Source organism: Nonomuraea sp. NPDC049714 (genome assembly GCF_044465295.1).
GTDB lineage: Bacteria > Actinomycetota > Actinomycetes > Streptosporangiales > Streptosporangiaceae > Nonomuraea.
Genome location: NZ_JBITLM010000006.1, coordinates 1 through 23,876 on the forward strand (window position 1 = coordinate 1; position 23,876 = coordinate 23,876).

Annotated in this window: 33 protein-coding genes; all 33 read left to right on the forward strand. The window is 65.6% G+C overall.

From position 1 onward, the window contains the following. The first annotated feature begins 124 nt into the window (after positions 1–124). The 33 genes from ACIBQX_RS23490 (at position 125) to rpsM (ending at position 23,857) form a co-directional block, all read left to right on the forward strand. Positions 125–4,000, forward strand: a complete 3,876-nt coding sequence (locus tag ACIBQX_RS23490; protein ID WP_397007853.1) for a DNA-directed RNA polymerase subunit beta' — start codon at positions 125–127, stop codon at positions 3,998–4,000. A 575-nt stretch (positions 4,001–4,575) separates the two neighbouring features. Further along, positions 4,576–4,950, forward strand: coding sequence for a 30S ribosomal protein S12 (gene rpsL, locus ACIBQX_RS23495; RefSeq protein ID WP_336212852.1), 375 nt, complete (start codon positions 4,576–4,578; stop codon positions 4,948–4,950). Between the two features lie 2 nt (positions 4,951–4,952). Further along, positions 4,953–5,423: a 30S ribosomal protein S7 gene (gene rpsG, locus ACIBQX_RS23500; RefSeq protein WP_043623423.1), complete on the forward strand. Its 471-nt coding sequence runs from the start codon at positions 4,953–4,955 to the stop codon at positions 5,421–5,423. A gap of 89 nt (positions 5,424–5,512) precedes the next feature. Beyond that, a complete protein-coding gene (fusA, locus tag ACIBQX_RS23505; protein WP_397008821.1) occupies positions 5,513–7,561 on the forward strand; it encodes an elongation factor G in 2,049 nt (682 codons plus the stop codon). A 111-nt stretch (positions 7,562–7,672) separates the two neighbouring features. Next, the gene (tuf, locus tag ACIBQX_RS23510; protein ID WP_327108822.1) at positions 7,673–8,866 is read left to right on the forward strand and encodes an elongation factor Tu; all 1,194 of its coding nucleotides are present in this window, start codon (positions 7,673–7,675) and stop codon (positions 8,864–8,866) included. Positions 8,867–9,141: 275 nt separating this feature from the next. Beyond that, the gene (rpsJ, locus tag ACIBQX_RS23515; protein WP_012887830.1) at positions 9,142–9,450 is read left to right on the forward strand and encodes a 30S ribosomal protein S10; all 309 of its coding nucleotides are present in this window, start codon (positions 9,142–9,144) and stop codon (positions 9,448–9,450) included. Between the two features lie 14 nt (positions 9,451–9,464). Continuing rightward, positions 9,465–10,118, forward strand: coding sequence for a 50S ribosomal protein L3 (gene rplC / locus ACIBQX_RS23520; protein ID WP_397007856.1), 654 nt, complete (start codon positions 9,465–9,467; stop codon positions 10,116–10,118). Further along, on the forward strand, positions 10,115–10,762 hold the full coding sequence (gene rplD / locus ACIBQX_RS23525; protein ID WP_397007858.1) for a 50S ribosomal protein L4: 648 nt from the start codon (positions 10,115–10,117) through the stop codon (positions 10,760–10,762). Before rplC ends, rplD begins: the two co-directional genes overlap by 4 nt. Continuing rightward, positions 10,762–11,124, forward strand: a complete 363-nt coding sequence (gene rplW, locus ACIBQX_RS23530) for a 50S ribosomal protein L23 (RefSeq protein WP_397007860.1) — start codon at positions 10,762–10,764, stop codon at positions 11,122–11,124. Before rplD ends, rplW begins: the two co-directional genes overlap by 1 nt. Before the next feature lie 133 nt (positions 11,125–11,257). Beyond that, positions 11,258–12,091 carry a 50S ribosomal protein L2 gene (rplB, locus tag ACIBQX_RS23535; RefSeq protein WP_327108824.1) on the forward strand — a complete coding sequence of 278 codons (834 nt, stop codon included), beginning with the start codon at positions 11,258–11,260 and terminating at the stop codon, positions 12,089–12,091. An 11-nt stretch (positions 12,092–12,102) separates the two neighbouring features. After that, entirely contained in the window at positions 12,103–12,381 is a 279-nt protein-coding gene (gene rpsS, locus ACIBQX_RS23540; protein ID WP_397007862.1) for a 30S ribosomal protein S19, read from the forward strand. A gap of 28 nt (positions 12,382–12,409) precedes the next feature. Then, positions 12,410–12,763, forward strand: a complete 354-nt coding sequence (rplV, locus tag ACIBQX_RS23545; protein WP_189141238.1) for a 50S ribosomal protein L22 — start codon at positions 12,410–12,412, stop codon at positions 12,761–12,763. Beyond that, positions 12,763–13,614, forward strand: a complete 852-nt coding sequence (rpsC, locus tag ACIBQX_RS23550; protein WP_397007865.1) for a 30S ribosomal protein S3 — start codon at positions 12,763–12,765, stop codon at positions 13,612–13,614. The genes rplV and rpsC overlap by 1 nt, the downstream gene beginning before the upstream one ends. Before the next feature lie 2 nt (positions 13,615–13,616). Continuing rightward, entirely contained in the window at positions 13,617–14,036 is a 420-nt protein-coding gene (rplP, locus tag ACIBQX_RS23555; protein ID WP_397007867.1) for a 50S ribosomal protein L16, read from the forward strand. Next, positions 14,036–14,272: a 50S ribosomal protein L29 gene (gene rpmC / locus ACIBQX_RS23560; RefSeq protein WP_397007869.1), complete on the forward strand. Its 237-nt coding sequence runs from the start codon at positions 14,036–14,038 to the stop codon at positions 14,270–14,272. Before rplP ends, rpmC begins: the two co-directional genes overlap by 1 nt. Then, on the forward strand, positions 14,265–14,558 hold the full coding sequence (gene rpsQ / locus ACIBQX_RS23565) for a 30S ribosomal protein S17 (protein ID WP_397007871.1): 294 nt from the start codon (positions 14,265–14,267) through the stop codon (positions 14,556–14,558). Before rpmC ends, rpsQ begins: the two co-directional genes overlap by 8 nt. 259 nt (positions 14,559–14,817) lie before the next feature. Then, the gene (rplN, locus tag ACIBQX_RS23570; protein WP_026214151.1) at positions 14,818–15,189 is read left to right on the forward strand and encodes a 50S ribosomal protein L14; all 372 of its coding nucleotides are present in this window, start codon (positions 14,818–14,820) and stop codon (positions 15,187–15,189) included. 8 nt (positions 15,190–15,197) lie between these two features. After that, the gene (gene rplX, locus ACIBQX_RS23575; RefSeq protein ID WP_189141446.1) at positions 15,198–15,494 is read left to right on the forward strand and encodes a 50S ribosomal protein L24; all 297 of its coding nucleotides are present in this window, start codon (positions 15,198–15,200) and stop codon (positions 15,492–15,494) included. Further along, positions 15,494–16,069: a 50S ribosomal protein L5 gene (rplE, locus tag ACIBQX_RS23580; protein WP_189141233.1), complete on the forward strand. Its 576-nt coding sequence runs from the start codon at positions 15,494–15,496 to the stop codon at positions 16,067–16,069. Before rplX ends, rplE begins: the two co-directional genes overlap by 1 nt. Before the next feature lies 1 nt (position 16,070). Then, positions 16,071–16,256 (forward strand): type Z 30S ribosomal protein S14, encoded by a 186-nt coding sequence (locus tag ACIBQX_RS23585; protein ID WP_327108828.1) that lies wholly within the window; start codon positions 16,071–16,073, stop codon positions 16,254–16,256. Between the two features lie 195 nt (positions 16,257–16,451). After that, the gene (gene rpsH / locus ACIBQX_RS23590; RefSeq protein ID WP_397007874.1) at positions 16,452–16,850 is read left to right on the forward strand and encodes a 30S ribosomal protein S8; all 399 of its coding nucleotides are present in this window, start codon (positions 16,452–16,454) and stop codon (positions 16,848–16,850) included. A gap of 16 nt (positions 16,851–16,866) precedes the next feature. Then, positions 16,867–17,409, forward strand: coding sequence for a 50S ribosomal protein L6 (gene rplF, locus ACIBQX_RS23595; RefSeq protein WP_397007876.1), 543 nt, complete (start codon positions 16,867–16,869; stop codon positions 17,407–17,409). Positions 17,410–17,411: 2 nt separating this feature from the next. Beyond that, entirely contained in the window at positions 17,412–17,795 is a 384-nt protein-coding gene (gene rplR, locus ACIBQX_RS23600; RefSeq protein ID WP_397007878.1) for a 50S ribosomal protein L18, read from the forward strand. 52 nt (positions 17,796–17,847) lie between these two features. After that, positions 17,848–18,477 (forward strand): 30S ribosomal protein S5, encoded by a 630-nt coding sequence (gene rpsE, locus ACIBQX_RS23605; RefSeq protein ID WP_189141228.1) that lies wholly within the window; start codon positions 17,848–17,850, stop codon positions 18,475–18,477. Positions 18,478–18,480: 3 nt separating this feature from the next. Continuing rightward, entirely contained in the window at positions 18,481–18,663 is a 183-nt protein-coding gene (gene rpmD, locus ACIBQX_RS23610; protein WP_189141227.1) for a 50S ribosomal protein L30, read from the forward strand. A gap of 2 nt (positions 18,664–18,665) precedes the next feature. Further along, positions 18,666–19,121: a 50S ribosomal protein L15 gene (gene rplO / locus ACIBQX_RS23615; RefSeq protein ID WP_397007881.1), complete on the forward strand. Its 456-nt coding sequence runs from the start codon at positions 18,666–18,668 to the stop codon at positions 19,119–19,121. A gap of 168 nt (positions 19,122–19,289) precedes the next feature. Beyond that, positions 19,290–20,600 (forward strand): preprotein translocase subunit SecY, encoded by a 1,311-nt coding sequence (secY, locus tag ACIBQX_RS23620; protein ID WP_397007883.1) that lies wholly within the window; start codon positions 19,290–19,292, stop codon positions 20,598–20,600. Next, positions 20,600–21,250, forward strand: a complete 651-nt coding sequence (locus ACIBQX_RS23625; RefSeq protein ID WP_397007885.1) for an adenylate kinase — start codon at positions 20,600–20,602, stop codon at positions 21,248–21,250. The genes secY and ACIBQX_RS23625 overlap by 1 nt, the downstream gene beginning before the upstream one ends. A 111-nt stretch (positions 21,251–21,361) precedes the next feature. Beyond that, positions 21,362–22,165 carry a type I methionyl aminopeptidase gene (map, locus tag ACIBQX_RS23630; RefSeq protein WP_397007887.1) on the forward strand — a complete coding sequence of 268 codons (804 nt, stop codon included), beginning with the start codon at positions 21,362–21,364 and terminating at the stop codon, positions 22,163–22,165. 20 nt (positions 22,166–22,185) lie between these two features. Next, complete coding sequence (locus ACIBQX_RS23635) at positions 22,186–22,620, forward strand: DUF1707 domain-containing protein (protein WP_397007889.1); 435 nt, start codon at positions 22,186–22,188, stop codon at positions 22,618–22,620. Between the two features lie 283 nt (positions 22,621–22,903). Then, positions 22,904–23,125, forward strand: coding sequence for a translation initiation factor IF-1 (infA, locus tag ACIBQX_RS23640; protein WP_012887858.1), 222 nt, complete (start codon positions 22,904–22,906; stop codon positions 23,123–23,125). A 21-nt stretch (positions 23,126–23,146) separates the two neighbouring features. After that, a complete protein-coding gene (gene rpmJ / locus ACIBQX_RS23645) occupies positions 23,147–23,260 on the forward strand; it encodes a 50S ribosomal protein L36 (RefSeq protein ID WP_003956441.1) in 114 nt (37 codons plus the stop codon). A gap of 216 nt (positions 23,261–23,476) precedes the next feature. After that, the gene (gene rpsM, locus ACIBQX_RS23650) at positions 23,477–23,857 is read left to right on the forward strand and encodes a 30S ribosomal protein S13 (protein WP_189141220.1); all 381 of its coding nucleotides are present in this window, start codon (positions 23,477–23,479) and stop codon (positions 23,855–23,857) included. The last annotated feature ends 19 nt before the right edge of the window (positions 23,858–23,876 follow it).

Here is a 23,876-nt window from a genome sequence, read left to right on the forward strand (position 1 = left end):
GGCATGTCCATCGAGATGCGTGACACCGACGAGGACGTCTTCCGCGCCGCGGAGGAGCTCGGTATCGACCTGTCCCGGCGTGAGCCGAGCAGCGTGGAAGAAGTCTGAGGGGGAGATCGCAAGCATGCTGGACGTCAACTTCTTCGACGAGCTTCGGATCGGGCTGGCGACGGCCGACGACATTCGTCAGTGGTCGCACGGCGAGGTCAAGAAGCCCGAGACCATCAACTACCGGACTCTCAAGCCGGAAAAGGACGGACTCTTCTGCGAGAAGATCTTCGGCCCGACCCGCGACTGGGAGTGCTACTGCGGCAAGTACAAGCGCGTCCGCTTCAAGGGCATCATCTGTGAGCGCTGTGGCGTCGAGGTCACTCGCGCCAAGGTGCGTCGTGAGCGGATGGGCCACATCGAGCTGGCCGCGCCGGTCACCCACATCTGGTACTTCAAGGGTGTCCCGTCGCGTCTGGGCTACCTGCTCGACCTCGCCCCGAAGGACCTGGAGAAGGTCATCTACTTCGCGGCGTACATGATCACGCAGGTCGACACCGACATGCGTGAGCGTGACCTGCCCTCGCTCGAGGCGAAGATCTCCGTCGAGCGGCAGCACATCGAGCAGCGCCGTGACGCCGACGTCGAGGCCAGGCAGAAGAAGCTCGAAAGCGACCTGAGCGAGCTCGAGGCCGCCGGCGCCAAGGGCGACCAGCGCCGCAAGGTCCGCGAGGGCGCTGAGCGCGAGATGCGTCAGCTCCGCGACCGGGCCCAGCGCGAGCTGGACCGGCTCGAGGAGGTCTGGAGCCGCTTCAAGAACCTCAAGGTCCAGGACCTCGAGGGCGACGAGCTGCTCTACCGCGAGATGCGTGACCGCTTCGGCCGCTACTTCAAGGGCGGCATGGGCGCGCAGGCGATTCAGGACCGCCTGATCAGTTTCGACCTCGCTCAGGAGGCCGAGAACCTCCGCGAGACCATCCGCAGCGGCAAGGGCCAGAAGAAGGCCCGCGCCCTCAAGCGGCTCAAGGTCGTCTCGGCGTTCCTCAGCACCACCAACTCGCCGCGCGGCATGGTGCTCGACTGCATTCCGGTCATCCCGCCGGACCTGCGGCCGATGGTTCAGCTCGACGGTGGCCGGTTCGCCACCTCCGACCTGAACGACCTCTACCGCCGGGTCATCAACCGCAACAACCGCCTCAAGCGGCTTCTCGACCTCGGCGCGCCCGAGATCATCGTGAACAACGAGAAGCGGATGCTGCAGGAGGCCGTCGACGCGCTGTTCGACAACGGCCGTCGTGGCCGCCCGGTCACCGGTCCCGGCAACCGGCCCCTCAAGTCCCTCAGCGACATGCTCAAGGGCAAGCAGGGCCGCTTCCGCCAGAACCTGCTGGGCAAGCGCGTCGACTACTCCGGCCGTTCGGTCATCGTCGTCGGCCCGCAGCTCAAGCTGCACCAGTGCGGTCTGCCCAAGCAGATGGCGCTGGAGCTGTTCAAGCCGTTCGTGATGAAGAGGCTGGTCGATCTCAACCACGCCCAGAACATCAAGTCGGCCAAGCGGATGGTCGAGCGCGCCAGGCCCGTGGTGTGGGACGTGCTCGAAGAGGTCATCACCGAGCACCCCGTGCTGCTCAACCGCGCGCCCACGCTCCACCGTCTGGGCATCCAGGCGTTCGAGCCGCAGCTCGTCGAGGGCAAGGCCATCCAGATTCACCCGCTCGTCTGCACCGCCTTCAACGCGGACTTCGACGGCGACCAGATGGCCGTGCACCTGCCGCTGTCGGCTGAGGCCCAGGCCGAGGCACGCATCCTGATGCTCTCGACCAACAACATCCTCAAGCCGGCCGACGGCAAGCCCGTGACGATGCCCACCCAGGACATGGTCATCGGCCTCTACTGGCTGACCACGCACAAGGAAGGCGCCATCGGCGAGGGCCGGGTCTTCGGCTCGATCGCCGAGGCTCAGATGGCCTTCGACCGCCGCGAGCTGGAGATTCAGGCGAAGATCCAGATCCGGATGAAGGACGTCCTGCCGCCGCGTGAGTGGGTCGCGCCCGAGGGCTGGGAGCAGGGCGACCCGATCCGCCTGGAGACGACGTTCGGGCGGTGCCTGTTCAACCAGACGCTGCCCATGAGCTACCCGTTCGTCAACTTCCAGGTTGGCAAGAAGCAGCTGTCCACGATCGTCAACGAGCTGGCCGAGACCTATCCCAAGGTCGAAGTGGCCAACGCGCTCGACGCGCTCAAGGACGCCGGCTTCCGCTGGGCGACCCGCTCCGGCGTCACGATCTCGATCGACGACGTCGTCGCGCCGCCCAACAAGGCCGACATCATGGAGAACTACGAGCGCCGCGCCGACAAGGTGCAGCGTGAGTACGAGCGCGGCCTGATCACCGACGAGGAGCGCCGTCAGGAGCTCATCGAGATCTGGACGCACGCCACGGCCGACGTCGAGACCGACATGGTCAACGCCTTCCCGGCGACCAACCCGGTCTGGATGATGGTCAACTCCGGCGCCCGAGGCAACAAGATGCAGGTGCGTCAGATCGCCGGCATCCGTGGCCTGGTGTCCAACACCAAGGGTGAGACGATCCCGCGTCCGATCAAGGCCTCGTTCCGCGAGGGCCTGTCGGTGCTGGAGTACTTCATCTCCACCCACGGACAGCGCAAGGGTCTGGCCGACACCGCGCTGCGTACGGCGGACTCGGGTTACCTCACCCGGCGTCTGGTGGACGTGGCCCAGGACGTCATCGTCCGCGAGATCGACTGTGGCACCGACCGTGGCGTCCCGCTGCACGTCGCCGACCGCGACGCGTCGGGCAACCTGGTCAAGGCCGAGAACGCCGAGTCCAACGTGCACGGCCGCATCCTGGCCGAGGACGTCGAGGTCGACGGCAAGGTCATCGCACCCGCGGGTGTCGACATCAACGACATCCACGTCACCGATCTGGTCGAGGCCGGCATCGAGACCGTCCGCACCCGCAGCGCGCTCGTCTGCGAGGCCAAGATCGGTGTCTGCGCGACCTGCTACGGCCGCTCGCTGGCCACCGGCAAGCTCGTGGACGTCGGCGAGGCGGTCGGCATCATCGCCGCCCAGTCGATCGGCGAGCCCGGCACGCAGCTGACGATGCGTACCTTCCACACCGGTGGTGTGGCGGGCGCCGACATCACCCACGGTCTGCCCCGAGTCCAGGAGCTCTTCGAGGCGCGCATCCCCAAGGGTGTCGCCCCGATCTCCGAGGCCGAGGGCAGGGTCCGGATCGACGAGACCGACAAGTCCCGCAAGCTCGTCGTCACTCCCGACGACGGCTCGGAGGAGATCGCCTACCCGGTCTCCATGCGGTCGCGCCTGCTCATCACCGATGGCCAGCGCGTGACGGTGGGCCAGCAGCTCGTCGCCGGTGCGGTCAACCCCAACGAGGTGCTGCGCATCCTCGGCCCGCGGGCTGTGCAGCTGCACCTGGTGGCCGAGGTGCAGCAGGTCTACCGCTCGCAGGGTGTGTCGATCCACGACAAGCACATCGAGATCATCGTGCGGCAGATGCTCAAGCGCGTGAACGTGCTGGAGTCCGGTGACACCGACCTGCTGCCCGGCGAGCTCGTGGAGCGTCCGCGCTTCGAGCTGATGAACCGCGAGACGGTGGCTGAAGGCGGCTCTCCGGCCGCCGGTCGTCCGGTGCTCATGGGCATCACCAAGGCGTCGCTCGCCACCGAGTCGTGGCTGTCGGCGGCCTCCTTCCAGGAGACCACCAGGGTCCTGACGGACGCGGCGATCCACGCCAAGTCCGACTCGCTCCTGGGCCTGAAGGAGAACGTCATCATCGGCAAGCTCATCCCGGCCGGTACGGGCATGCCCCAGTACCGCAACATCCGGGTCGAGCCGACCGAGGAGGCCAAGGCCGCCATGTACACCGTGGGCGGTTACGACGGCTCCGCGGCGGACTACACCTTCGGCACCGGCAGCGGCGAGGCCGTGCCGCTGGAGGAGTACGACTTCGGTCAGTACAACCGGTGAACATCTCGTAAGTAGCCGTGGCGCGCGCCCGGGTCCCTCTCCGAGGGGTCCGGGCGCGCGCTTTTCGGTCTGTACGGCTTCGGCGCTGTACGGCGCTGTGCGGGGATGAACGGTCGGGTGGTCCCCTGCAGGCGGGTCCGCAGGGTGCCGGGCGCTGCCGACACGCTCGAAGCCGCCCGAGAGGTGTGTGGAACCGATGATTCTTTGGTATGGGGGACGGCATGCGGTCGGTGCCTATATCATTGTCCAGGAGCAGCAGCCGGGCCTTTGATGGATGGGTCCCGCCGGCCGGAGTGGGAAGGCTTCAAGAGCCTGCCCGCGCCGTTTTGACGTGTCGTGCGGGCCTGGGTAGTCTAGAGCTTCGTGCCCGTTGCTAGCGGGCTCTCGATCGTGCGCTCATATCGGAGCGCGGGTCGGCTTCCTGGCTCGTAGTCCTCGTGGATGTGTTTGCGGATAGCGCGACACGCCCGAGCGCGGGGGCGCGGAAGCACAGCGAATGCGCAGGTCATGACACCGGCAGAACCTGCGAATTGCACAACAAGACGTAACACCGGCCAGCACGAAACGGAGTGGCAGTGCCCACTATTCAGCAGTTGGTCCGCAAGGGCCGGCAGGACAAGGTCTCCAAGACCAAGACTCCTGCCCTCAAGGGGAGTCCGCAGCGGCGCGGTGTGTGCCAGCGTGTTTACACCACGACCCCGAAGAAGCCCAACTCGGCACTGCGCAAGGTGGCCCGTGTACGGCTCACCAACGGCATCGAGGTCACGGCCTACATCCCCGGTGTGGGACACAACCTGCAGGAGCACTCGATCGTGCTCGTGCGTGGCGGTCGTGTGAAGGACCTGCCGGGTGTTCGTTACAAGATCATCCGCGGCTCGCTGGACACCCAGGGTGTCCGCAACCGCAAGCAGGGCCGCAGCCACTACGGTGCGAAGAGGGAGAAGAGCTAACTATGCCTCGTAAGGGTTCTCCTGGCCGTCGTCAGCTCATGTCTGACCCGGTTTACAGTTCGCCGCTGGTCACCGCTCTGATCAACAAGGTGCTTCTGGACGGCAAGCGCTCCATCGCGCAGTCGATCGTCTACGGCGCTCTCGAGGGCTGCAGGGAGAAGACCGGCAACGACCCGGTCGTCACCCTCAAGCGCGCGCTTGACAACGTCAAGCCGACCCTCGAGGTTCGCAGCCGTCGCGTCGGTGGCGCGACCTACCAGGTGCCGGTCGAGGTGCGCGCCGCGCGCAGCACCACCCTGGCCCTGCGCTGGCTGGTGCAGTACTCCCGCGCCCGCCGCGAGAAGACCATGACCGAGCGCCTCATGAACGAGCTCCTCGACGCCAGCAACGGCCTCGGGGCGAGCGTCAAGAAGCGCGAGGACACGCACAAGATGGCCGAGTCCAACAAGGCCTTCGCCCACTACCGCTGGTAACCCGGCGGGTTCGACGAGACGACGAGGACGCGAGAGAAGTGGCCACCACGACCGCTCTTGACCTGGCCAAGGTCCGCAACATCGGGATCATGGCCCATATCGACGCGGGCAAGACCACCACGACCGAGCGCATCCTGTTCTACACCGGCATCAACTACAAGATCGGTGAAGTCCACGAGGGCGCAGCCACGATGGACTGGATGGAGCAGGAGCAGGAGCGCGGCATCACGATCACGTCTGCCGCGACGACCTGCGAGTGGAACGGTCACACGATCAACATCATCGACACCCCGGGGCACGTCGACTTCACCATCGAGGTGGAGCGTTCGCTCCGCGTCCTCGACGGTGCCGTCGCCGTGTTCGACGGCGTCGCGGGTGTCGAGCCGCAGTCGGAGACGGTGTGGCGGCAGGCTGACCGCTACGAGGTTCCCCGGATCTGCTTCGTCAACAAGATGGACCGGGTCGGCGCGGAGTTCCACCGCTGCGTCGACATGATGATCAACCGGCTGGGTGCCACTCCGGCGGTCGTTCAGCTGCCGTGGGGCGTCGAGGCCGACTTCAAGGGCGTCATCGACCTCATCACGCTGAAGGGCCTCCTGTGGAGCGCCGAGGCGGCCAAGGGCGAGATGTACGACGTCGTCGACCTCCCGGCCGACCACGCCGAGGTGGCTCGCGAGTGGCGCGACCGGCTCATCGAGACGGTCGCCGAGAACGACGACGAGCTGATGGAGCTCTTCCTCGAGGGCATCGAGCCCACCGAGGAGCAGCTGGTCGCGGCCCTGCGCCGCGCGACGCTGGCCAGCGCCATCAACCCGGTCCTGTGCGGCACCGCGTTCAAGAACAAGGGCGTTCAGCCCCTGCTCGACGCGATCGTCGCCTACCTCCCCGCGCCGACCGACCTCAAGGCCTTCAAGGGCCACGCGGTCGGCAACGAGGAGAAGGTCGTCGAGCGGCACGCGGACCCGGCCGAGCCGTTCTCCGCCCTGGCCTTCAAGATCGCGAGCGACCCGCACCTGGGCAAGCTCACCTACATCCGCATCTACTCGGGCACGCTCGAGACCGGTTCACAGGTCATCAACTCTGTGAAGGGTAAGAAGGAGCGGATCGGCAAGATCTACCAGATGCACGCCAACAAGCGCGAAGAGCGCCCGTCGGCGATCGCTGGTCAGATCGTGGCGGTCATGGGTCTGAAGGACACCACCACCGGTGACACCCTCTCCGACCCGACCCACCAGGTCGTGCTCGAGTCGATGACGTTCCCGGCTCCGGTCATCAACGTCGCCATCGAGCCCAAGACCAAGGGCGACCAGGAGAAGCTGTCGATCGCGATCCAGCGACTGGCCGAGGAGGACCCGTCCTTCCAGGTCCGCCGTGACGAGGAGACCGGTCAGACGGTCATCTGGGGCATGGGCGAGCTTCACCTGGAGATCCTCGTCGACCGCATGCGTCGCGAGTTCAAGGTCGAGGCCAACGTCGGTCGTCCGCAGGTCGCTTACCGTGAGACCATCCGCCGCAAGGTGGAGAAGGTCGACTACACCCACAAGAAGCAGACCGGTGGTTCCGGTCAGTTCGCGCGGGTGATCATCAATCTCGAGCCGCTGGGCGAAGGCAACGACGGCTACGAGTTCGAGAACAAGGTCACGGGTGGCCGTGTCCCGAGGGAGTACATCCCCTCGGTCGACGCGGGCGCTCAGGAGGCCGCCGAGTTCGGTGTGCTGGCGGGCTACCCGATGGTGGGCGTGAAGGTGACGCTGACCGACGGTGCCGCGCACGACGTCGACTCCTCGGAAATGGCCTTCAAGATTGCCGGCTCGATGGCCTTCAAGGAGGCCGCGCGCAAGGCTGACGCTGTGCTCCTCGAGCCGATGATGGCCGTTGAGGTCACCACGCCCGAGGACTACATGGGTGACGTCATCGGTGACCTCAACGGTCGCCGCGGGCAGATCCAGGCGATGGACGAGCGGGCCGGCGCCCGAGTCGTCCAGGCGCTCGTGCCGCTGTCTGAGATGTTCGGCTACGTGGGCGACCTGCGTAGCAAGACGCAGGGACGCGCGAGCTACAGCATGCAGTTCGACTCCTACTCGGAGGTGCCTCCGGGCATCGCCAAGGAGATCGTCGCGAAGGCCCGGGGCGAATAGTTCCGGTCCCTGGCGGGATGGTCGCGAGACCGTCCCGCCGCCTAGGGGTTCGGGATCACCCGGGCCCGAGTGTGCAGACGAAAGTCAGTCAGATTCTCAAGGAGAGAACCAGTGGGCAAGGCCAAGTTCGAGCGGAACAAGCCGCACATGAACATCGGCACCATTGGGCATATCGACCACGGTAAGACCACGCTGACCGCGGCGATCACCAAGGTGCTCCACGACCGTTACCCCGAGCTGAACGCGGCAACGCCTTTCGACAAGATCGACAAGGCGCCCGAGGAGAAGGCCCGGGGCATTACGATCTCCATCGCGCACGTCGAGTACCAGACCGAGAAGCGCCACTACGCTCACGTGGACTGCCCCGGTCACGCCGACTACGTGAAGAACATGATCACCGGTGCCGCTCAGATGGACGGCGCGATCCTCGTGGTCGCCGCCACCGACGGTCCGATGCCCCAGACGAAGGAGCACGTCCTCCTGGCCCGCCAGGTCGGCGTCCCCTACATCGTTGTGGCTCTGAACAAGTCCGACATGGTGGACGACGAGGAGATCCTGGAGCTCGTCGAGCTCGAGGTTCGCGAGCTCCTGTCCGCTCAGGAGTTCCCCGGCGACGACCTGCCGGTCATCCGCGTCTCCGCGCTCAAGGCTCTTGAGGGCGACCAGAAGTGGGCCGACACCATCGTCGAGCTGATGGACGCCGTGGACGAGAACGTCCCCGAGCCGCCGCGTGAGACGGAGAAGCCGTTCCTCATGCCGGTCGAGGACGTCTTCTCGATCACCGGTCGCGGCACGGTCGTCACCGGCCGTATCGAGCGTGGCATCGTCAAGGTCAACGAGCAGGTCGACATCATCGGCATCCAGCCGGAGAAGACGACCACCACCGTCACCAGCATCGAGATGTTCAACAAGATGCTCGACGAGGGTCAGGCCGGCGACAACGCCGCCCTGCTGCTCCGCGGCATCAAGCGCGAGCAGGTCGAGCGCGGCCAGTGCATCATCAAGCCGGGCACGACCACCCCGCACACCGAGTTCGAGGGCCAGGTCTACATCCTGTCCAAGGACGAGGGCGGCCGCCACACGCCGTTCTTCAACAACTACCGCCCGCAGTTCTACTTCCGTACGACTGACGTGACCGGTGTGGTGAACCTCCCCGAGGGCACCGAGATGGTCATGCCGGGCGACAACACCGAAATGCGCGTTGAGCTGATCCAGCCCATCGCCATGGAGGAAGGCCTCAAGTTCGCGATCCGTGAGGGTGGCCGCACCGTCGGCGCCGGCCGGGTTGTGAAGATCATCAAGTAGTTCGACCGCGGGGTGGCGGTCGGCCTCCACATCAGGGGCCGGCCGCCGCGCCACGATCGGGACAGGAGTCCATACGGCTTCCGTTCCGGAAGGCTTCACGGGGAAAGCCGTGATCCAGCAGTCGCTTCGGTCCAGTGACCGAAGTAACTGCCGGATCACGGAAGAAAAGGCAGATCGATTGCGTCTGCTTCGTGGAGTCGTGCGGGCTCGACCCGCACGCGGCAAAAGGCCGCACGATACTTTTTCAGACGACAGCGAAGGACACCGAGGCCATTATGGCGGGACAGAAGATCCGCATCCGGCTTAAGGCCTATGACCACGAGGTCATCGATAGCTCGGCCAAGAAGATCGTCGAGACGGTGACGCGGACTGGCGCGAAGGTCGCGGGCCCGGTGCCGCTGCCGACCGAGAAGAACGTGTACTGCGTCATCCGCTCGCCGCACAAGTACAAGGACAGCCGCGAGCATTTCGAGATGCGCACGCACAAGCGGCTCATTGACATCATCGACCCGACGCCCAAGACGGTTGACTCGCTCATGCGGCTCGACCTCCCGGCGGGCGTCGACATTTCGATCAAGCTCTGAGGGAACGCACTGACATGGCTAAGACGATCAAGGGCGTCCTGGGCAAGAAGCTCGGCATGACCCAGGTCTTCGACGCGGACAACCGGATGGTTCCGGTCACCGTGGTCGAGGCCGGTCCGTGCGTGGTGACCCGCGTCCGCAGCGCCGAGAAGGATGGCTATGCCGCCATTCAGCTCGGCTTCGGACAGGTCGACCCGCGGAAGGTCAACAAGCCGCTCGGCGACTACCTGCGCAAGCACGACATCACCCCGCGCCGTTACTTCGCGGAGATCCGCACTGACGACGCGAGCGACTACAACCTGGGCCAGGAGCTGCTGGCCGACACCTTCGAGGCCGGCCAGTTCGTCGATGTGACGGGCAAGAGCAAGGGCAAGGGCTTCGCCGGTGTCATGAAGCGCCACGGCTTCAAGGGTCTGGGCGCGTCGCACGGTACGCAGCGCAAGCACCGCTCGCCGGGTTCCATCGGTGGCTGCGCCACCCCGGGCCGCGTATTCAAGGGTCTGCGCATGGCTGGCCGGATGGGTAACGTCCGCACCACCGTGCAGAGCCTCAAGGTTCACGCCGTGGACGCCGAGAAGGGTCTCATCCTGATCAAGGGTGCGATTCCCGGCGCCAACGGCAGCCTGGTTCTCGTTCGCACCGCTGCCAAGAAGGGGGCTGCCAAGTGACCAGCATTGACGTCCTCGACGCCAGCGGTGCCAAGACCGGCACGGTTGACCTGCCCGAGGACATCTTCGGCGCGAAGGTCAACGTTCCGCTGATCCACCAGGTGGTCGTGGCCCAGCTCGCCGCTCGCCGACAGGGCACGCACAAGGCCAAGACCCGTGGTGAGGTCAGGGGCGGCGGCAAGAAGCCGTACCGCCAGAAGGGCACCGGCCGCGCCCGTCAGGGCTCGACGCGTGCGCCGCAGTTCGCCGGCGGTGGCGTCGTCCACGGTCCGGTTCCGCGTGACTACTCGCAGCGGACGCCCAAGAAGATGAAGGCCGCCGCCCTGCGTGGCGCCCTGTCCGACAGGGCTCGCGGCGGTCGCGTGCACGTGGTGAGCAGCCTCGTCTCCGGTGAGACGCCGAAGACGAAGACCGCTCTCCAGGCGCTGCGCGCGATCACCCAGGCCAAGTCCGTGCTCGTCGTGGTCGCTGACACCGACGAGCTGACCTGGCTGAGCCTGCGTAACGCTCCCGAGGTCCACCTGCTGGACTCCGGGCAGCTCAACACTTACGACGTGCTCTGCTATGACGACGTGGTCTTCACCCAGGAGGCGTACGACCAGGTCGTGGCTCGGCTGGGCCAGGGCGAGAAGGAAGACGCCTGATGGAGAACAGCACCGACCAGCAGGCCGCCGCCCCTACCGCCGAGAAGCCTGTGGGCCGCCTGGCGAGGGTCGTCGACCCGCGTGACGTCATCATCAAGCCGGTCGTCTCTGAGAAGAGCTACGGCCTGATCGATGAGAACAACAAGTACACGTTCCTGGTGAAGAAGACCGCGAACAAGACCGAGGTCAAGATCGCGGTCGAGAAGATCTTCGGGGTCAAGGTCACCAGCGTGAACACGATCAACCGGCAGGGCAAGCGCAAGCGCACCCGGACCGGTTTCGGCAAGCGTCCCGACACCAAGCGCGCGATCGTGAGCTTGGCCGAGGGCGATCGGATCGACATTTTCGGTCAGATCGGCTGATACGCGGGGGGCGCTGCCCCCCGCGATCCCCATGGTGTCGCCTCTGGCGACGACGGCCTGGGGTCTCGCACGATTGAGACAAGAGATCCAGAGTTCTTGGATTCTGGATATCGACGAAGGATGAACGAAAAAGATGGGCATCCGTAAGTACAAGCCGACGACCCCAGGTCGCCGCGGCTCGAGTGTCTCGGACTTCACCGAGATCACCCGCAGCGAGCCTGAGAAGTCGCTGCTTGCACCCCTTCATGGCAAGGGCGGCCGTAACGTACACGGCCGGGTCACCGCACGCCACCAGGGCGGCGGTCACAAGCGCGCCTACCGGATCATCGACTTCCGTAGGCATGACAAGGACGGCATTCCGGCCAAGGTCGCTCACATCGAGTACGACCCCAACCGCACCGCCAATATTGCTCTGCTGCACTACGCCGACGGCGAGAAGCGCTACATCATCGCGCCGACCGGCCTCAAGCAGGGCGACCGCATCGAGAACGGCCCCGCGGCCGACATCAAGCCGGGCAACTGCCTGCCGCTGCGCAACATCCCGACCGGTACCTTCATCCACGCGGTGGAGCTCCGTCCCGGCGGTGGCGCCAAGCTGGGCCGCTCCGCGGGAGCGCAGATCCAGCTGCTCGCCAAGGAAGGCCAGTACGCCACGCTGCGTATGCCCTCCGGTGAGATGCGCATGGTCGACGTGCGCTGCCGCGCGTCGGTCGGCCAGGTCGGCAACGCCGAGCAGGCCAACATCAACTGGGGCAAGGCCGGCCGCATGAGGTGGAAGGGCAAGCGCCCGACCGTCCGTGGTGTCGCGATGAACCCCGTTGACCACCCGCACGGTGGTGGTGAGGGTAAGACCTCCGGTGGTCGTCACCCGGTCAACCCGAAGGGTAAGCCCGAGGGCCGCACCCGTCAGGCCAGCAAGGCGAGCGACCGGCTGATCATCCGTCGGCGCAGCAAGAAGAAGCGGTAGGAGCAGCCGAAATGCCACGTAGCCTTAAGAAGGGTCCTTTCGTTGACGACCACCTTCAGAAGAAGGTGGATACGCAGAACGAGAAGGGCACCAAGACCGTCATCAAGACGTGGTCGCGGCGCTCCATGATCGTCCCCGACATGCTCGGGCACACGATCGCCGTGCACGACGGCCGCAAGCACGTCCCGGTGTTCGTCACCGAGTCGATGATCGGCCACAAGCTCGGAGAGTTCGCCCCGACGCGGACGTTCCGGAGCCATGTCAAGGATGACCGCCGCAGCCGGCGATAAGCGCCTTCAGAAGTAAGAGGAGTAAGCGATGGAAGCCAGGGCTCAGGCGCGGTTCGTCCGCGTCACGCCCCTCAAGGCCCGCCGTGTGGTGGACCTTATTCGCGGGCTGCCCGCTTCGGAGGCGCAGGCCGTGCTGCAGTTCGCTCCCCAGTCGGCGAGCGAGCCGATCTACAAGGTGCTCTCCAGCGCCATGGCGAACGCAGAGCACAATTTCGATCTCGACCCCCAGACGCTCGTCGTGAGCCGCGCGTGGGTCGACGAGGGCCCGACCCTGAAGCGGTTCCGGCCGCGCGCACAGGGTCGCGCCTATCGGATCAACAAGCGGACGAGCCACATCACCGTGATCGTGGAGTCCCGCGAGCCGAAGGGAAGGACCCGATAGTGGGCCAGAAGGTTAACCCGCACGGGTTTCGCCTCGGCATCACGACCGACTTCAAGAGCCGGTGGTACGCCGACAAGCTGTACAAGGCGTACGTCGCCGAGGACGTGGCGATCCGTCGCATGCTGCAGAAGGGCATGGAGCGGGCCGGCATCTCCAAGGTCGAGATCGAGCGTACGACCGACCGCGTTCAGGTCGACATCCACACCGCGCGTCCGGGCATCGTCATCGGCCGCCGCGGCGCGGAGGCCGACCGTATCCGCGGCGACCTGGAGAAGCTGACCAAGAAGCAGGTTCAGCTCAACATCCTCGAGGTGAAGAACCCCGAGATCGACTCCCAGCTCGTCGCGCAGGGTGTCGCCGAGCAGCTGTCCAGCCGTGTCTCGTTCCGTCGTGCCATGCGCAAGGCGATGCAGTCGGCCATGAAGAGCGGCGCCAAGGGCATCCGTGTCCAGTGCTCCGGTCGTCTGGGCGGCGCCGAGATGTCGAGGTCGGAGTTCTACCGCGAGGGCCGGGTGCCGCTGCACACGCTCCGCGCGGACATCGACTACGGCTTCTACGAGGCCCGTACCACCTTCGGCCGGATCGGCGTGAAGGTGTGGATCTACAAGGGTGAGGCTCCGACGAGCCGCGCCGAGCGCGAGGCGGCTGCCGCCGGTGCTCGGGCCGGCCAGCGTCGTGAGCGTGACGACCGTCGGGGTGGCGGCGGCGACCGTCCCCGCCGTGGTGGTGGCGCCGGTGGCGGCGCTCGCCGTGGTGGTGGCCGTGGCGACCGTGCCCCCAGGACTGAGGCGGCCGCTCAGGCCGCCCCCGAGACCGGCCCGGCTGCGCAGCCGGGTGCTGAAGGGAGCTGACCATGCTGATCCCGCGCAGGGTCAAGCACCGCAAGCAGCACCGGCCTGACCGCAGCGGAGCCGCCAAGGGCGGCACCAGGGTCGTCTTCGGCGAGTTCGGTATCCAGGCGCTTGAGCACTCCTACGTGACCAACCGCCAGATCGAGTCCGCTCGTATCGCGATGACCCGGCACATCCGCCGTGGCGGCAAGGTGTGGATCAACATCTACCCCGACCGTCCCCTGACGAAGAAGCCCGCCGAGACCCGCATGGGTTCCGGTAAGGGTTCTCCGGAGTGGTGGATCGCCAACGTCAAGCCCGGACGCGTGATGTTCGAGCTGTCCGGCGTGACGGAGACTGTGGCGCGTGAGGCGCTGCAGCGCGCGATTCACAAGCTCCCGATGAAGTGCAAGATCGTTAAGCGTGAAGTGGGTGAGGCGTGATGGCTAAGGGCCTGACCGCCGGCGAGCTGCGAGTGGAGGACCAGGACACCCTGGTCCAGAAGCTCAAGGAAGCCAAGGAGGAGCTGTTCAACCTCCGCTTCCAGTCAGCGACCGGTCAGTTGGAGAGCCACGGGCGGCTGCGGGCCGTCCGCCGCGAGATCGCCCGTATCTACACCGTGATGCGCGAGCGCGAGCTTCGCATCGTCACGGTCGAGAAGGAGTCGAGCGATGGCTGAGACCGAGACCACCGAGACGGGCGCCGAAGTCGACGCCCGTAAGTTCCGCAAGGTCCGCGAGGGCCTGGTCGTCAGCGACAAGATGGACAAGACCGTCGTCGTCGTCGTCGAGGACCGCGTCAAGCACCGTCTGTACGGCAAGGTCATCCGCCGTACGACCAAGTACAAGGCACACGACGAGTCCAACGCCTGTGGCGTGGGCGACCGCGTGCTTCTGATGGAGACCCGCCCTCTCTCCGCCACCAAGCGGTGGAGGATCGTGGAGATCCTCGAGAAGGCGAAGTAACACTCACTTCTCGGATATACCGCGCCTCGTGGGGATGGCGACATCCCCATGACGGCGTCCAAGGACGCGGGGCCGTGTTCAAGAACGTGTTCACGAACAAGGCCTCGCGTCGCCTGCGGTGCGGCGCCGCGTGTCCCGCCCGTCCGGATCGAGAGGTACGGACGAGCGTGCGCGTGGCGCTGTGGCCGGAGGAACAAGACAACATCGGGTTCCGCCAGGCTCAGCGATGAGAACCGGCGCGACTAACAGGAGTTAAAACGTGATCCAGCAGGAGTCGCGGCTCAAGGTCGCCGACAACACGGGTGCCAAGGAGATTCTTTGCATCCGCGTTCTCGGTGGCTCGGGCCGACGCTACGCCGGTATCGGTGACGTCATCGTCGCCACTGTCAAGGACGCCCTGCCCGGCAGCACGGGCGTCAAGAAGGGCGATGTGGTCAAGGCCGTCATCGTCCGCACGGTCAAGGAGCGCCGCCGGCCCGACGGCTCCTACATCCGCTTCGACGAGAACGCCGCCGTCATCATCAAGGACAGCGGTGACCCTCGCGGCACTCGTATCTTCGGCCCGGTGGGCCGTGAGCTGCGCGACAAGAAGTTCATGCGCATCATCTCGCTCGCGCCGGAGGTGCTGTAATGCCGAAGCTGCATGTGAAGAAGGGCGACCTGGTCCAGGTCATCGCCGGCAAGAACAAGGGTGCCAAGGGGCATGTGATCGCCACCTTCCCGCGCGAGGACCGCGTGGTCGTCGAGGGCGTCAACATGATCAAGAAGCACCAGAAGGAGCAGCAGGGTCCGCGCGGCACCCAGGCGGGTGGCGTGCAGACCATGGAGGCTCCCATTCACGTGAGCAACGTGAAGAAGCTCAAGGAAGACAAGCCCGCCGAAAAGCCCGCCGACAAGAAGGCCGACAAGGCCGACGAGACGGGTGAGGACAGCTGATGACTGCCACGACCACTGAGACCGAGCGCCCGACGCCGCGCCTCAAGACGAAGTACCGCGAGGAGATCGCGGCTCAGCTTCGCGAGGACTTCGGCATCGAGAACGTCATGCAGATCCCCGGCCTGGTGAAGATCAAGGTCAACATGGGTGTCGGCGAGGCGGCTCGCGACTCGAAGCTCATCGAGGGCGCTGTCCGCGACCTCACCGTGATCACCGGCCAGAAGCCGGCCGTCGTCCGGGCCCGCAAGTCCATCGCGCAGTTCAAGCTGCGTGAGGGCATGCCGATCGGCGCGCACGTCACTCTCCGCGGTGACCGCATGTGGGAGTTCCTTGACCGGCTGCTGTCGCTGGCGCTGCCGCGCATCAGGGACTTCCGCGGCCTGTCGCCGAAGCAGTTCGACGGCAACGGCAACTACACCTTCGGGCTGACCGAGCAGGTCATGTTCCACGAGGTCGACCAGGACAAGGTCGACCGGCCGCGGGGCATGGACATCACGGTCGTGACCACCGCGAAGACCGACGACCAGGGCCGGGCGCTGCTCAAGCTTCTCGGCTTCCCGTTCAAGGAGGCCTGATATGGCGAAGAAGTCGCTGATCGCCAAGGCGGCGCGCAAGCCGAAGTTCGACGTCCGGGCTTACACCCGCTGCACCCGCTGCGGGCGTCCCAGGGCCGTCTACAGGAAGTTCGGCCTGTGCCGTGTGTGCTTCCGCGAGATGGCGCACCGGGGCGAGCTGCCTGGTATCACCAAGTCCAGCTGGTAGTTACCCTTGGGGGCGGCGTGTGTCGCCCCCGAAGGCGGCTGCTGGCCGTACATATCCGTAAATGTCAATTCCAGGGGCTCTCGCAGAGAGCACCCATGACCGCGCCGAAGGTCCACCGGCAGAGCAGTGCCCGGCAGCAGTGCCGGACGCTGAAACTTGGCCGACTGGAAACCGCGGCGAGGAAGGCCACTGGCCATGACGATGACCGACCCGATCGCAGACATGCTCACACGTCTGCGCAATGCGAATTCGGCGTATCACGAAAGCGTGACGATGCCGTACTCGAAGATCAAGGCGCACATCGCCGAGATCCTCCAGCAGGAGGGTTACATCCAGGCTTGGACCGTCGAAGACGCCAAGGTTGGCAAGAACCTCGTGGTGGAGCTCAAGTTCGGTCCGACCCGTGAGCGGTCGCTCGCAGGCCTGCGCCGGGTGTCGAAGCCCGGACTGCGGGTCTATGCGAAGAAGGACAACCTGCCCCGAGTCCTGGGAGGGCTGGGCGTCGCGATCATCTCGACGTCCGCCGGTCTCATGACTGACAAGCAGGCCGGCAAGCGTGGTGTAGGCGGGGAAGTCCTCGCCTACGTCTGGTAGAGGGGAGGAATACAGCATGTCGAGAATCGGACGGCTGCCCATCCCTGTGCCCGGCGGCGTAGACATCACGATCGACGGCCGGGATGTCCAGGTCAAGGGCCCGAAGGGCACGCTTTCTCACAGGGTCGCCGAGCCCATCGCGGTAGGCCGCGATGACGACGGCGCCATCGCAGTGACTCGTCCCAACGACGAGAACAAGGTCCGTGCGCTGCACGGGCTCTCCAGGACGCTGATCGCCAACATGGTGCAGGGCGTCACCCAGGGCTACTCCAAGACCCTGGAGATCGTCGGAGTCGGTTACCGCGTTCAGGCCAAGGGCCCGACGCAGCTGGAGTTCGCGCTGGGCTTCAGTCACCCGGTCATCGTCAACGCCCCCGAGGGCGTCACCTTCCGCGTCGAGAAGCCGACCCTGTTCCATGTGGACGGCATCGACAAGCAGAAGGTCGGCGAGGTCGCCGCCAACATCCGCAAGTTGCGCAAGCCCGACCCGTACAAGGGCAAGGGCGTGCGTTACCAGGGCGAACAGATCCGCCGCAAGGTCGGAAAGGCTGGTAAGTAGGCATGGCTCCGAAGACTGCGTTCGGCAAGCACACGGCTGCCCGCACCGTCTCGCGGGCCCGCCGTCACCGCCGCGTCCGCAAGAACGTCGTCGGTACGGCCCAGCGTCCGCGCCTGGTCGTCAACCGTTCGACCCGTCACCTCTTCGTGCAGATCGTGGACGACACCGTCGGCCACACTCTGGTGAGCGCGTCCACCATGGACTCCTCGCTGCGCACGATCGAGGCGGACAAGACCGAGAAGGCCAAGAAGGTCGGCGAGCTCCTCGCTCAGCGGGCCAAGGAAGCCGGGATCACGGCGGTCGTGTTCGACCGTGGTGGCAACCGCTACGCAGGGCGCATCGCGGCCCTGGCGGACAGCGCTCGCGAAGGCGGGCTCGAGTTCTGATGCGGGCCCGGCAATCGCAACTGATACTGGCAACTGAGATGAGGAACCACTGATGGCTGCAGCTCCGCGTCGCGGTGGCGGCACCGGTGGCGAGCGGCGTGACCGTCGTGACGATCGCCGCGGCGGCGCCGCCGACAAGGGCGTCTCGTACATCGAGCGCGTAGTGAAGATCAACCGAGTGGCCAAGGTCGTGAAGGGTGGTCGTCGCTTCAGCTTCACCGCCCTGGTCGTCGTCGGTGACGGCAACGGCATGGTCGGCGTCGGCTACGGCAAGGCCAAGGAAGTTCCCGCGGCCATCGCCAAGGGCGTCGAAGAGGCGAAGAAGCACTTCTTCAAGGTGCCTCGGATCCAGGGCACCATCCCGCACATCGTGCAGGGTGAGGAGGCGGCCGGTGTCGTCTTCCTGCGCCCCGCCTCGGCCGGTACCGGCGTCATCGCCGGTGGCCCGGTGCGTGCGGTGCTGGAGTGCGCCGGCATCCACGACGTGCTGTCCAAGTCGCTCGGCTCGGACAACCCGATCAACATCGTGCACGCCACCGTGGCGGCTCTGAAGGGCCTTTCCCGGCCCGAGGAGATCGCCGCCCGTCGTGGCCTGCCGATCGAGGACGTGGCTCCGGCCCGGATGCTCAGGGCTCAGCGTGAGGGCATCGCGGAGGCCGCAGCGGCGAAGGCGGTGAGCTAGTCGATGGCACGCCTGAAGATCACTCAGGTTCGCTCGAAGATCGGTGGCAAGCAGAACCAGCGTGACTCGCTGCGTTCGCTTGGCCTGAAGCGAATCGGCGACGTCGTCGTCAAGGAGGACCGGCCCGAGATTCGTGGCATGGTCTCCGTGGTGACGCACCTCGTCGCCGTGGAAGAGGTCGACTAGTCATGACTGACAAGGCTCCGCTGAAGATTCACGACCTGCGTCCTGCTCCCGGCGCCAACAAGTCCAAGGTCCGCAAGGGCCGTGGCGAGGCGTCCAAGGGCAAGACCGCCGGTCGCGGCACCAAGGGCAGTCGCGCCCGTACGACGGTCCCCCTCGGTTTCGAGGGTGGCCAGGTGCCGCTGCAGAGGCGTCTGCCGAAGCTCAAGGGCTTCTCCAACGCCATGTTCAAGACGACCTACCAGGTCGTCAACCTGGACAAGCTCGGCGAGCTGTTCCCCGACGGTGGCGAAGTCACCGTCGAGACGCTGGTCGCCAAGGGCGCTGTCCGCAAGAACCAGCCGGTCAAGGTGCTCGGCACCGGTGACATCTCGGTCGCGGTGAACGTGACGGCTCACGCCTTCTCGTCCACGGCGAAGGAGAAGATCGCCGCTGCTGGGGGTTCCGTTACCGAGCTGTAAGAGCCATTACGAGGCGTGGGGGTTCTGACAATGGGCCCCCACGCCCGTAGTGCGTTAGAGTTCGCGAGACAGCAGGATCCTGTCCTGCTCGACTGACCTGAGACTTCAGATGGCAGATCCCCGCACCATCGCATACTCACACCGCCTTATAGGCGCGCAGGAGGGACCGTGCTGACCGCGTTTACCCGGGCGTTCCGGACACCGGACCTGCGCAAGAAGTTGCTCTTCACTCTGGGCATCATCGCGCTGTTCCGTCTCGGCTCGGTTCTTCCGACTCCGGGCGTTCACGTCCAGAACCTCGCGGCCTGTTTCGATCAGGCCCGTACCGGCGACACCGGCAACATCTACGGAATGGTGCAGCTGTTCAGCGGCGGCGCGCTTCTGAAGCTGTCGGTGTTCGCGCTGGGCATCATGCCCTACATCACCGCGAGCATTATTCTGCAGCTGCTCGTCGTCGTGATTCCACGCCTGGAAGCGCTCAAGAAAGAGGGCCAGTCCGGGCAAGCCAAGATCACACAGTACACCCGTTATCTGACGGTCGCTCTCGGTGTCCTGCAGTCGACGGCGTTCATCGCGCTGGCGCGCTCGGGGCAGCTCTTCCCCAACTGTCAGCAGGACGTGCTGCTCGATCCCGACAACGTGTTCCAGATCGTCACGATGGTCCTCATCATGACCGCGGGCACGTCCGTGATCATGTGGCTGGGTGAGCTGATCACAGACCGGGGCGTCGGCAACGGCATGTCGATCCTGATCTTCACCTCCATCGTCTCCATCTTCCCCTCCGAGCTCGCCAACATCTTCCAGGCCAACAAGTTCTCCTTCGCGGTGGTCCTGGTTGTCGGCGTCTTCCTGGTGGCCGCGGTCGTCTTCGTCGAGCAGGCGCAGCGCCGCATCCCGGTGCAGTACGCCAAGCGCATGGTGGGCCGCCGGATGTACGGCGGGACCTCGACCTACATCCCGCTGAAGGTCAACCAGGCCGGCATCATCCCGGTCATCTTCGCCTCTTCGCTGCTCTACCTTCCGCAGCTCGTGACCTCGCTGTTCGCCAACGCCGAGAACCCCAACCCGGTCGTGCAGTGGATCTCCCAGAACCTGGCCACCGGCGACACGCCGATCTACATGGCCACCTACTTCTTGCTGATCGTGTTCTTCACGTACTTCTACGTGTCCATCACTTTCAACCCCGCTGAAGTAGCGGACAACATGAAGAAGTACGGTGGGTTCATTCCGGGCATCCGCCCGGGCCGGCCGACGGCTGAGTATCTGGGTTTCGTGCTCAACCGGCTGACCGCGCCTGGCTCGCTCTATCTGGGTCTGCTCTCCATGATCCCGATCGTCGCGCTGACGGTGGCCGGTGCGAGCCAGAACTTCCCGTTCGGAGGGACGAGCATTCTGATCATGGTTGGTGTCGGCCTTGACACGGTCAAGCAGATTGAGGCTCAGCTGCAGCAGCGTAACTACGAAGGTTTCCTCCGGTAGTGCGTCTCGTTCTGGTCGGGCCCCCTGGAGCGGGTAAAGGGACTCAGGCCCAGTACATCGCATCGAACCTGTCCATCCCGAAGATTTCGACAGGTGACATCTTCCGTGCCAACGTTTCCGGCGGCACGGAGCTCGGCAAGCTGGCCAAGACATACATGGATCGTGGCGATCTGGTGCCCGACGAGGTCACCATCGCCATGGTCCGTGATCGCCTCTCCGAGGACGACGCGCAGGACGGTTTCCTGCTCGACGGCTTCCCGCGCAACGTGCCGCAGGCGGAGATTCTCAAGAAGATGCTGGCCGACTGGGGACAGGCACTCGACCTGGTCCTGGAGCTGGTGGTCGACGACGACGAGGTCGTCAGGCGACTGGCGGGCCGGCGCACGTGCAGCCAGTGCGGCCGCATCTGGCATGTGGAGTTCGACGACAAGCAGGACGACAAGTGCGACGCCTGTGGCGGCGCGCTGTTCCAGCGTGACGATGACAAAGAAGACACCGTCAGGCACCGCCTTGAGGTCTATCAGGAGCAGACGTCGCCGCTGATCGCCTACTACGCCGACGAGGGCATCCTCGTCGGGGTCGATGCGACTGGCCCGGTCGAAGAGGTAACCCAACGGGCCATGGATGCCATTCGGCCCTACATAGGTTAGATGTGACGACCGACTGCGGAGGTGGCACGGATATCCGTGCCACCTCGCGGCTATTGTGGGGGGAATTGGGCTCCCGCCTCAGCCCGTTGAAAGCGCCTGGGGGTGCCGTACGTGTTCAAGAGAAACAAGCATGGGATTCAGATCAAGACGCCCGAGCAGCTGGAGAAGATGCGCGGGGCGGGACTGGTGGTGGGGCGCACGCTCGACCTGCTGAAGCGTTCGGTGGAGCCGGGCATGACGCCGCTCGACCTCGACGTCATCGCCGAGAAGGCGATCAGGGGCGAGGGCGCCATCCCGTCGTTCAAGGGCTATCAGGGCTTTCCCGCCACCATCTGCGCCTCGGTGAACAACGAGGTGGTGCACGGCATCCCGACGAACGCCCGCAAGCTTCGCGAGGGCGATGTCATCTCGATCGACTGCGGCGCCATCCTCGACGGCTGGCACGGCGACTCCGCGGTCACCGTCCCGGTGGGCGAGGTCGACCCCAAGCTGACCGAGCTGATGCGGATCACCGAAGAGGCCATGTGGAGCGGCATCAGGGCTCTCACCGTCGGCCGGCACCTGTCGGACATCGGCTACGAGATCGAGCGTTACGTGAGATCTCAGGGCCGCTACGGCATCCCTCAGGAGTACGGCGGCCACGGCATCGGCACCGAGATGCACATGGACCCGTGGATCGCCAACCATGGCAAGCCCGGCAGAGGCCCCGTGCTGGAGCCCGGCATGTGCCTGGCCATCGAGCCCATGGTCAACCTCGGTTCGGACCGCACCCGGGTGCTGGCCGACGACTGGACCGTCGTGACGGTCGACGGTAAGGCGTCCGCGCACTTCGAGCACAGCGTCGCCGTGACACATAATGGTCCTTGGGTGCTGACCGCCCTGGATGGGGGCAAAGAGCGCCTGGCGCAGCCGTAAACGAGGCCAGGAGTGGTGGTATGGCGCAGAGCCCCGAGATGCGTGCCTCCGACGTCGACCGGGACAAGGTGGCGGCAGTGCTGCGTGAACACACCGCAGAGGGCCGCATCACCATGGACGAGTTCAACGAGCGGCTCGAACAGCTCTACAAGAGCAAGACCTACGGTGAGCTCGCCCGGCTGACGGCCGACCTCCCGGACGTGGACCTGCGCAACAAGCGCCTGGCGAAGATCACGCCGCAGCCGGTGGCCAAGCAGACGGGGATGCACCCCGGCATGCGGGCCGCCTGGAGCGCGTGGGCCGGGGCGAGCGCCATCAACTGGGTGATCTGGCTGATCATCAGCCTCACGGCCGGCGACTTCATCTATCCCTGGCCGCTGTGGGTGATGGGACCATGGGGAGCGATCCTGCTGGTCAGCACCGTCTTCGGCGGTGGGTCGCAGGAGAAGAAGTAGCGGACCCCAGGCCGTGTCCGGCCGTCCGTGAGGAAACGCCCACCGCGCAGGGGAAGATGGCGTGAGGTGGGAGATTGTTCGGGTAGACTGGCCTCTGGTTGTGTCAGGACACCTGGCACGCGTTTCGCGTTCTACTCTCAGGTGTCGTACACTCCTTAGTCGGCTCACTATGACTACCACGCGTCGGCGACCCTTGGCGGTCGCCGCTCTCTTCGAAGCGTGAGGTCGCGGCTGCTTAGTGAACCGGAGCCTCAGACGACCGATCAGTGAAACGCGAGGGATTTTGGCCAAGAAAGACGGCGCCATCGAGATCGAGGGCACTGTGGTTGAGTCGCTCCCGAACGCTATGTTCCGGGTGCAGCTCGATAACGGCCATAAGGTCCTGGCCCACATCAGCGGACGGATGCGGATGCACTACATCCGGATCCTTCCTGACGACCGGGTAGTCGTTGAACTGAGCCCCTACGACCTTAGTCGCGGGCGGATCGTCTACCGATACAAGTAAGACGTCTGAGGAACAAGGACAATGAAGGTAAAGCCGAGCGTTAAGAAGATCTGCGACAAGTGCAAGGTGATTCGCCGGCACGGTCGCGTCATGGTGATCTGCGACAACCTGCGCCACAAGCAGCGCCAGGGCTAGTCGCCGCAAGGCTTCTCCGAGTCCGCCCCAGCAGGGAGCGGACTCGACGCATGAGGAGCCTGAGCCAGTAATCGCGTGCTACACCCGAGCAGGCGTGCCCTCACCGGCACGGACCACTCGGGAGACCCCCGGTCGGAGGCCGGGGCCCTCACCCCGGGCATGGGGAGGGGAAGTGGCGCGCAAGACCTCCGCCACAACGAAGGAGAATGCCCGACCATGGCTCGCCTGGTTGGCGTCGACCTCCCCCGCGACAAGCGGCTGGAGATCGCTCTCACCTACATCTACGGCATCGGCCGCACCCGCGCCCAGGAGATCCTCCAGGCCACCGGGATCAGCGGCGACCTCCGTGTGCACCAGCTCTCCGACACCGAGCTCGTCCCGATGCGTGACTACATCGAGTCGACGTTCAAGATCGAGGGTGACCTGCGCCGCGAGGTTCAGGCCGACATCCGTCGCAAGATCGAGATCGGTTGTTACCAGGGCATCAGGCACCGCAAGGGCCTGCCCGTCCACGGTCAGCGCACGCAGACCAACGCGCGCACCCGTAAGGGCAAGAAGAAGACCGTGGCCGGCAAGAAGAAGCCCGGTAAGAAGTAATCCTCGCAGCCGCGACCGA